This is a genomic window from Sphingopyxis sp., assembly GCF_036402335.1.
GTDB lineage: Bacteria > Pseudomonadota > Alphaproteobacteria > Sphingomonadales > Sphingomonadaceae > Sphingopyxis.
Genome location: NZ_DASWTD010000214.1, coordinates 1 through 5,836 on the forward strand (window position 1 = coordinate 1; position 5,836 = coordinate 5,836).

Here is a 5,836-nt window from a genome sequence, read left to right on the forward strand (position 1 = left end):
CAAATCTCCTCGGCGGCCTGAAGAGATAACCCGTGAGCGGAGGCGGCGTTCCGGCGCGGTCGCGAACCGGGTGATATATTGTCGGCGATTTGCCTAGGCGCGGGCCGCGTACAGCAGCCGGCCCGTCCCGAGATGGTCGAACACCGCGTCGAGGCACGCATCGCCCACCGCGAAGCAGCCTTGGCTGCGTCCCAATTTGCCATGCGCCGCAATCATGGTCTCATCGGCGTACCAGGCGCCGTGAATGACGATCGCGCGCTCCATCGCATGATCGTTGGTCGGGTCGAGCCCGGCGAGCCGCTGCGAGCGGCCATGCTTGCCGACATAATAGTCGCCGGTCACAAACGCACCCTCGCTCGACGCGTTCGATCCCGACGCGTTGGAGAAGCGCTCGGCCCAGCCCGTATGCCGCGGATCGGATCCGCTTCCGTGCGCCACGAGCAGCCGCGACGCCTGGCCGCTCGCCACGTCGAGGAAGTGGAAACGCGCGTCGGACGAAGGCGCCGCAAAATCGACGATGGCGATGCGGTCGCGGTGCCGGATCGTGCCAGCGTGGCTGTCGAGCGCTGCAAGCGCCTTGCGCAGCAGCTGCGGATCGAGTGCGGCGTCCCTGATGCTCTGCGTTTGCGGACGCGGCGACGGAGCCACGGCAACGGGTCGCTCCGGCAAAACGCTCGAAAGCGGTCCCGCGGTCGAGCGGGTCAGGAGGCTGGCCGCTACCGCTGCGCCCGACATCATCAGGGTTCGCCGGCCCGGTCGAAAGGGCAGGTCGGTCATCGGCTTCATATAGGCGACCGGCAGAGCGATTGAAGGCCCGCCAGGCGCCGGACGCGCCGCACCGTGCGCGCGCATGGCCGAACCGTTCGCGGACGACCGCTCCGGCGGGGGAACCTCCTCCCGTGCGCCACGTTGCTGGATCATCGCGGGGCGGGCGACTTGTCTTGGAGAATCCCGATGAAAAACGCCTCTGTTCTCAGCCTCGCCGTGTTTTTGGCGGCTTGCGGGTCGAACAACGACTCCGCACCGCCTCCCGTCGAAACGGCAACGGTCGATCAGGCTGCTCCCGCCGAAATGACCGCGCCCGCCGGCACGCCGGCGACCCCGGTCGACGCGGCGGGTTATATCGCCAAGGCTGGCGCCGGCGATATGTGGGAAATCGAATCCTCGAAGGCGCTGCTTGCCAAGTCGACCAACGCAGACGTGAAGGCCTTCGCGCAGATGATGATCGACAATCACGCCAAGTCGACCGCGAAAGTGAAGGCCGCGGCGGCCGAGGCGAAGATCGATGTGGCCCCGCCGAAGCTCGATGCCGACCAGCAGAAGATGCTCGATGACATCAAGGCCGCCGACGCGGCCTCGATCGACGCGCTTTATCTCGGAAACCAGACGGCCGCGCATGATGCCGCGCTCGCGCTTCATAAGGCTTATGCCGCGAGCGGGGACACGCCGAGCCTGAAGAAGGCGGCTTCCGAAATCGTGCCGGTCGTCGAGGCGCACCGCGCCGAACTTGGCAAGCTTGCCGCGAAGCGCTGATCCGATCGGCTCGCGCTCGGGCTCCCTCCAGGCGCGGGACGGTTGCGGGGTCGCGGTCGCGGGCCGCGGCCCCGTCTCTTCGGATTGCAGCTCGCGTTGCCGCCGGGCAGGAGAGGCTTTGCCGTCGACCCTGCCATTCCGATAATCGGAGTCGTCGAAGCAATACAGCCGGGGCAGCGGGGCGCCAGCGCGCGCCTTCGATCGTGAAGAGGCGGCGGGTCGGGAGCTACCCATATGTGCCGCGCTCCCGATCGCTTGCGTACCGAAAAAGGGAGCGGGCCACCACCCGCTCCCTCATTCGAGGCTCGAGCTCAGCTCTGGATCTTCGGGCTGACGACGCCCGAGGTGTAGCGCAGATTATTCTGCACATGTTTGACGCCCGAGACGCCGTCGGCGATATCCTCGGCGCGGCGCTTCCCACGGCGGTCTTCTACCGTGCCGGCGAGGGTCACCTCGCCATCGGCGACGCTCACCTCGATCTCGGAAGCATCGATCCACACATCTTCGGTCAGCCGGTCATTGACATCCTCGCGGATACGCTCGTCGGATCGTGCGTAGTTTTTGGGACCCCGGCCCCGGTGGTCGAGCTCGCGCCGGCGTTGCGCATCGCGATCGCCGAACCAGGACATGACTTCGTCGCCGGCGCGCTCCAGGAACCCGCGCTCGTCGGAGCGATAATCGCGCTCGCGCGTCGGGTTCGAGCGCCCATAAGGCGAGTAGCCGGGTGCGGGCGGGTAACCGAATTCGGCGGGCCAGCCGAAACCCGAACGATCCCAGGCGCCGCCGCGCGCGTCGCCCGCGGCGTCCTGATACCGGTCATAGTCGCTTCGGCTGCCATAATAGTCCTGGCGGCGACCACCCGGCTCGCGCGCGTAGTCGGCGCCATAGCGCTCGCGCTGGCCGCTTTCGCGGCGATAATTTGCGCGATCCCGGCGCTGCTGGCTGTACCGGTCGCGCGAACGATCGTCGCCTTCCTCGTCAGCGACATAGGTGCGAGCCGCTTCCTCGGCACGGGCACGGTCCCAGCGCGGGGCTGCATCGCGGTCATCGGGGCTTCGATTGTCGCTATAATCCCAGAGCGGGGTGCGGTCGTCAAACCTGTCCATCTTGCGTCTCCTCATCTTGGACGGCGGGCAGGTTGCCTGGGGCGGCAACCCCCAAGCCTGACGAATTGACGCGTCGGCTTGGCGGAAGTTCCCCCAATCGAACGCCCTGCGACGGCCCGTTCGGCGGATACGCCCGGCCTCGGGAAAAATCGCCTCGCACAGGCTCTCGCATCCTCGCGCGACCAGCCCGCGCGGCGAGCGAAGCCTTGCCTATGTCACGCGTGGCGGGTGCCGTTCATCGCTCCGCGCGGCAGTCCTTCTCGTGGCGGATGGCATCGGCTCGGGTCACGCGACTCGCTTTGCGCTTTTGCGTTTCGCCGGCTCGGCAAGCTCGATCCAGACGGGCGTGTGATCGCTGGTTTTCTCCCACCCGCGCGGGCGAAGATCGACTTCGGCGGCCTTGAGCAAAGCCTTGGCGAGAGGGTTGAGCAGCAGGTGATCGATGCGGATTCCGGCGTTGCGCGCGAAGGCGTTCCGCCAATAAGGCCAGAACGTATAGAGGGTCTCATCCGGGTGAAGATGGCGGACCGCATCGGTCCAGCCCTGATCGAGCAGGCGCTTGAATGCGGCCTTCGCTTCTGGTGCGAAGAGGGCGTCGTCCTTCCAGCGCTCGGGCTTGTAGACATCTTCGTCGGTCGGGATGACGTTGAAATCGCCGACGACAACGACCGGTGCCTTGAGGTCGACGAGCGTGGCGAGGTGCGCGTCGAGACGTTCCATCCAGGCGAGCTTGTAGTCGAACTTGGGGCCGGGACGGGGGTTGCCGTTGGGGAGATAGAGGCCCGCGATCAGCACGCCGCCGACCGCTGCCTCGATATAACGGCTTTGCTCGTCTCCTGGATCGCCGGGCAAGCCGCGGCGGGTCTCGTGGATTTCGCCGACGCGGCTGAGGAGTGCAACCCCGTTCCAGCGGCGCTGGCCATGCCAGATCGCCTGGTACCCCGCCTCCGCGATGGCCGCGCGCGGAAAAGCTTCCTGCGGCGCCTTGAGTTCCTGCAGTACGACGATGTCGGGCTCGGCGAGGGCGAGCCATTTGAGGAGGATGGGCAAGCGGCCGCCGATCCCGTTGACATTGAAGGTCGCGATTTTCACAGGCCCGGGAGCTTGCGATCGGCACCGCCGCGGCCTGCGAGCCCGGTGCTGGCGCGCTCCAGACGCACCTTTGTCTCGCCGAAGATGGTCGGCGCGCGGCAACCGTCGAAATCCGTCTTGGAGAAGATGCCGGAGCTCGCCACCGCGTCGGGCAGGGCCGCCGGTCCCGGTGACGGGACAGGCGCGGGCGCCGACGTCCGGGTGGAGGTGCGGGACATGACCTCACTACTCGAAGAGGCGTGCTTCGTTCCGTCCCGGCGCGGCAACCCTTTATGCAAGCGGGCGTTGACCGGGCATCAATCAGGAGCGCAGCATGACCGTGAAGATGAACAGCGTCGGTTCGCCTGACCGCGACCGGATCAGCCTTGGTGAAGATCATGAGGTCCGCGACTGGATGGCGACTCTCGGCGTGAGCGAGGACGAACTGCGCGAGGCGGTCGACGCGGTCGGCAACTCGGTCGACGCCGTGCGTGCCTATCTGAGGTATCCGTGATGGCGCGCGAACATGATCGCGCGGCGACCGCGCCCGTCGAGCGCATCGCGCGCGCGCTCGCGGGTCATGCGCTCAGCCGGAATGCCGAAGGCGACCTCGCCTCGGCAGGCGAAGCCGTCAACGATCTCTGGCCCGAATATACCGACGCCGCCCTGGCCGTCCTGCGCACGCTGCGCGAGCCGAGCGGGCGCATGCTCGCGGTCGGCGACGGCGACGTCTGGGAGCGGATGATCCGCGCGGCGATCGAGGACGAGACGATCGCCGACAACTGACCGCGCCGCACCGCTTGCCGGCCGCGGCGGCCGGTCAGCGAAGGCTTCGGAAGGTGACCGACCAGCGCGGCGCATGCATCGCCGCAATGCTATGCTCCCAGTCATCGCGGACTTCGCCCTGCATATGATAAATCGATCGCGGCGCGAGATCGGCCGTCGCGCGCTCGAACCTGGTGCCGCCCCTCCGCCGGAAACGCATGGTCGCGGGCGCGCCGAGCGAGAGGCCGATGACGTGCCCGAAGACCGGGCGGTCCTTGTGCCAGCCGATGCCCGCGCCCGGACCATATTGAATGACGAGCGCCTGCTCGAGGGAGGCGGGGTCGATACCCGCAAATCCTGCGGCGCGGCCGCGAACGTCCTCGAGCCAGTCCGGGATCGGCTCGCCCGGGGCGAAGCGGCCGGTCTGGAAGTCGTATGTCCAGCCGAACGAGCGGGTGAGACGCTTGCCTTCCCATTGCTGGAACTGGAACGGCGCCAGTCCGGCGGTTTCGATGCGCGCGACAAGCTCCTTCTCTTCGCTCGCGCTCACGACCTCGTCGGCGTATGTCAGGCCGGGAAGAAGCGCAGGGCCGAAAAGGTCTCCCTGCGGCGGCGGCGGTACCCCTGCGGCGGGCCGGGTCACAGCGGAAGTCCGGCTTGCTTGCGCAGCGGCCCGAAAGGCGTTGGCGCGATGCCCATGTCTGGAACATAATGGGAACGGTAGGGAGTCGCAAGGGCAACGGACCACCGCCGATGTGTAAAAATTATCGGCTCGAAATCGATGTCGCGTCGATCGCCGAAAATTTCGACGACCTCCATATCAGGGTGAATATGCCCGAAGGCGTGCCGAATGTGCCTGCGCGCGAGGATATCCGCATTACCGACATGTGACCCGACGTCGAGGGGGCGGCGGCGGTCTGCGGGCCGATAAAAGGCCCGCCGAAGCGGGCCAAGTTTGCCACGGGAGGAGTGGCGGAGGATTCCTAGTTTTCGGTGCCCGGCGTGCCGGTCTTCGGCGGCTTGCCATCTTCGATGCGGCCTTCGTTGCGAAGGTCGCGGCCTTCCTGCGCCTTGCGCTTGGCCTCGGGGCTGTCGCCGGCCTCGAAGGCTTCTTCCTTCACATAACCGGCGGCTTCTTTGATCTGTCCTTTGACGCTCATGATCATCTCCTTCGTTGATGCGGAAAAAACCGGCGAGCGGTATCGAAAGTTGCGTTCCGGCCGGAGAATTTATCTTCATCTCGCGGCGCAACTTTCGCGATATTCCGGGGTTTCGATCCTGCACGGGTCATGCGGAGATCCCCGGGTCTGCCGGTGCCATGTGCGATCAATCTCGTGCCGCCGCGGGCCGCCTGCGCCCCT

At 66.8% G+C, this 5,836-nt stretch carries 11 protein-coding genes; 5 read left to right on the forward strand and 6 right to left on the reverse strand.

The genetic code is table 11. The annotated features are described in order from the left end of the window. Positions 1 to 93: 93 nt before the first annotated feature. Positions 94 to 777, reverse strand: coding sequence for a murein L,D-transpeptidase catalytic domain family protein (locus VGD20_RS06680; RefSeq protein ID WP_331133705.1), 684 nt, complete (start codon positions 775 to 777; stop codon positions 94 to 96). Between the two features lie 177 nt (positions 778 to 954). Here VGD20_RS06680 and VGD20_RS06685 point away from each other — a divergent pair, with 177 nt between their 5' ends. Further along, entirely contained in the window at positions 955 to 1,533 is a 579-nt protein-coding gene (locus VGD20_RS06685; RefSeq protein ID WP_331133706.1) for a DUF4142 domain-containing protein, read from the forward strand. Between the two features lie 311 nt (positions 1,534 to 1,844). Here VGD20_RS06685 and VGD20_RS06690 read toward each other — a convergent pair whose 3' ends face one another. The 3 genes from VGD20_RS06690 to VGD20_RS06700 all read right to left on the reverse strand — a co-directional run bounded on the left by VGD20_RS06690 (position 1,845) and on the right by VGD20_RS06700 (position 3,949). Next, the gene (locus VGD20_RS06690) at positions 1,845 to 2,639 is read right to left on the reverse strand and encodes a BON domain-containing protein (protein ID WP_331133707.1); all 795 of its coding nucleotides are present in this window, start codon (positions 2,637 to 2,639) and stop codon (positions 1,845 to 1,847) included. Between the two features lie 285 nt (positions 2,640 to 2,924). Continuing rightward, positions 2,925 to 3,731, reverse strand: coding sequence for an exodeoxyribonuclease III (gene xth, locus VGD20_RS06695; protein WP_331133708.1), 807 nt, complete (start codon positions 3,729 to 3,731; stop codon positions 2,925 to 2,927). Beyond that, a complete protein-coding gene (locus VGD20_RS06700; protein ID WP_331133709.1) occupies positions 3,728 to 3,949 on the reverse strand; it encodes a hypothetical protein in 222 nt (73 codons plus the stop codon). Before VGD20_RS06700 ends, xth begins: the two co-directional genes overlap by 4 nt. Positions 3,950 to 4,044: 95 nt before the next feature. Between VGD20_RS06700 and VGD20_RS06705 the strand changes: the two genes are divergently transcribed. Both VGD20_RS06705 and VGD20_RS06710 read left to right on the forward strand, forming a co-directional pair. Continuing rightward, complete coding sequence (locus VGD20_RS06705; protein ID WP_331133710.1) at positions 4,045 to 4,224, forward strand: DUF3606 domain-containing protein; 180 nt, start codon at positions 4,045 to 4,047, stop codon at positions 4,222 to 4,224. Next, entirely contained in the window at positions 4,224 to 4,496 is a 273-nt protein-coding gene (locus VGD20_RS06710; protein ID WP_166939424.1) for a hypothetical protein, read from the forward strand. Before VGD20_RS06705 ends, VGD20_RS06710 begins: the two co-directional genes overlap by 1 nt. 34 nt (positions 4,497 to 4,530) lie before the next feature. On the opposite strand, the gene VGD20_RS06715 is transcribed toward VGD20_RS06710, so the two are convergent. Further along, on the reverse strand, positions 4,531 to 5,118 hold the full coding sequence (locus VGD20_RS06715; RefSeq protein ID WP_331133711.1) for an alpha-ketoglutarate-dependent dioxygenase AlkB: 588 nt from the start codon (positions 5,116 to 5,118) through the stop codon (positions 4,531 to 4,533). A 110-nt stretch (positions 5,119 to 5,228) separates the two neighbouring features. Here VGD20_RS06715 and VGD20_RS06720 point away from each other — a divergent pair, with 110 nt between their 5' ends. Beyond that, complete coding sequence (locus tag VGD20_RS06720; RefSeq protein ID WP_331133712.1) at positions 5,229 to 5,366, forward strand: hypothetical protein; 138 nt, start codon at positions 5,229 to 5,231, stop codon at positions 5,364 to 5,366. Positions 5,367 to 5,458: 92 nt separating this feature from the next. On the opposite strand, the gene VGD20_RS06725 is transcribed toward VGD20_RS06720, so the two are convergent. Then, a complete protein-coding gene (locus VGD20_RS06725) occupies positions 5,459 to 5,635 on the reverse strand; it encodes a hypothetical protein (RefSeq protein WP_166939431.1) in 177 nt (58 codons plus the stop codon). A 17-nt stretch (positions 5,636 to 5,652) separates the two neighbouring features. Between VGD20_RS06725 and VGD20_RS06730 the strand changes: the two genes are divergently transcribed. After that, on the forward strand, positions 5,653 to 5,836 hold a 184-nt coding region (locus VGD20_RS06730), incomplete at its 3' end, for a hypothetical protein (RefSeq protein ID WP_331133713.1).

Bases quoted from the DNA above. Each gene is read 5' to 3' on its own strand.
- VGD20_RS06725 (WP_166939431.1), bottom strand. From the start codon at position 5,635: ATGAGCGTCAAAGGACAGATCAAAGAAGCCGCCGGTTATGTGAAGGAA.
- VGD20_RS06700 (WP_331133709.1), bottom strand. From the start codon at position 3,949: ATGTCCCGCACCTCCACCCGGACGTCGGCGCCCGCGCCTGTCCCGTCA.
- VGD20_RS06720 (WP_331133712.1), top strand. From the start codon at position 5,229: ATGTGTAAAAATTATCGGCTCGAAATCGATGTCGCGTCGATCGCCGAA.
- VGD20_RS06685 (WP_331133706.1), top strand. From the start codon at position 955: ATGAAAAACGCCTCTGTTCTCAGCCTCGCCGTGTTTTTGGCGGCTTGC.
- VGD20_RS06690 (WP_331133707.1), bottom strand. From the start codon at position 2,639: ATGGACAGGTTTGACGACCGCACCCCGCTCTGGGATTATAGCGACAAT.
- VGD20_RS06705 (WP_331133710.1), top strand. From the start codon at position 4,045: ATGACCGTGAAGATGAACAGCGTCGGTTCGCCTGACCGCGACCGGATC.
- VGD20_RS06710 (WP_166939424.1), top strand. From the start codon at position 4,224: ATGGCGCGCGAACATGATCGCGCGGCGACCGCGCCCGTCGAGCGCATC.
- VGD20_RS06680 (WP_331133705.1), bottom strand. From the start codon at position 777: ATGACCGACCTGCCCTTTCGACCGGGCCGGCGAACCCTGATGATGTCG.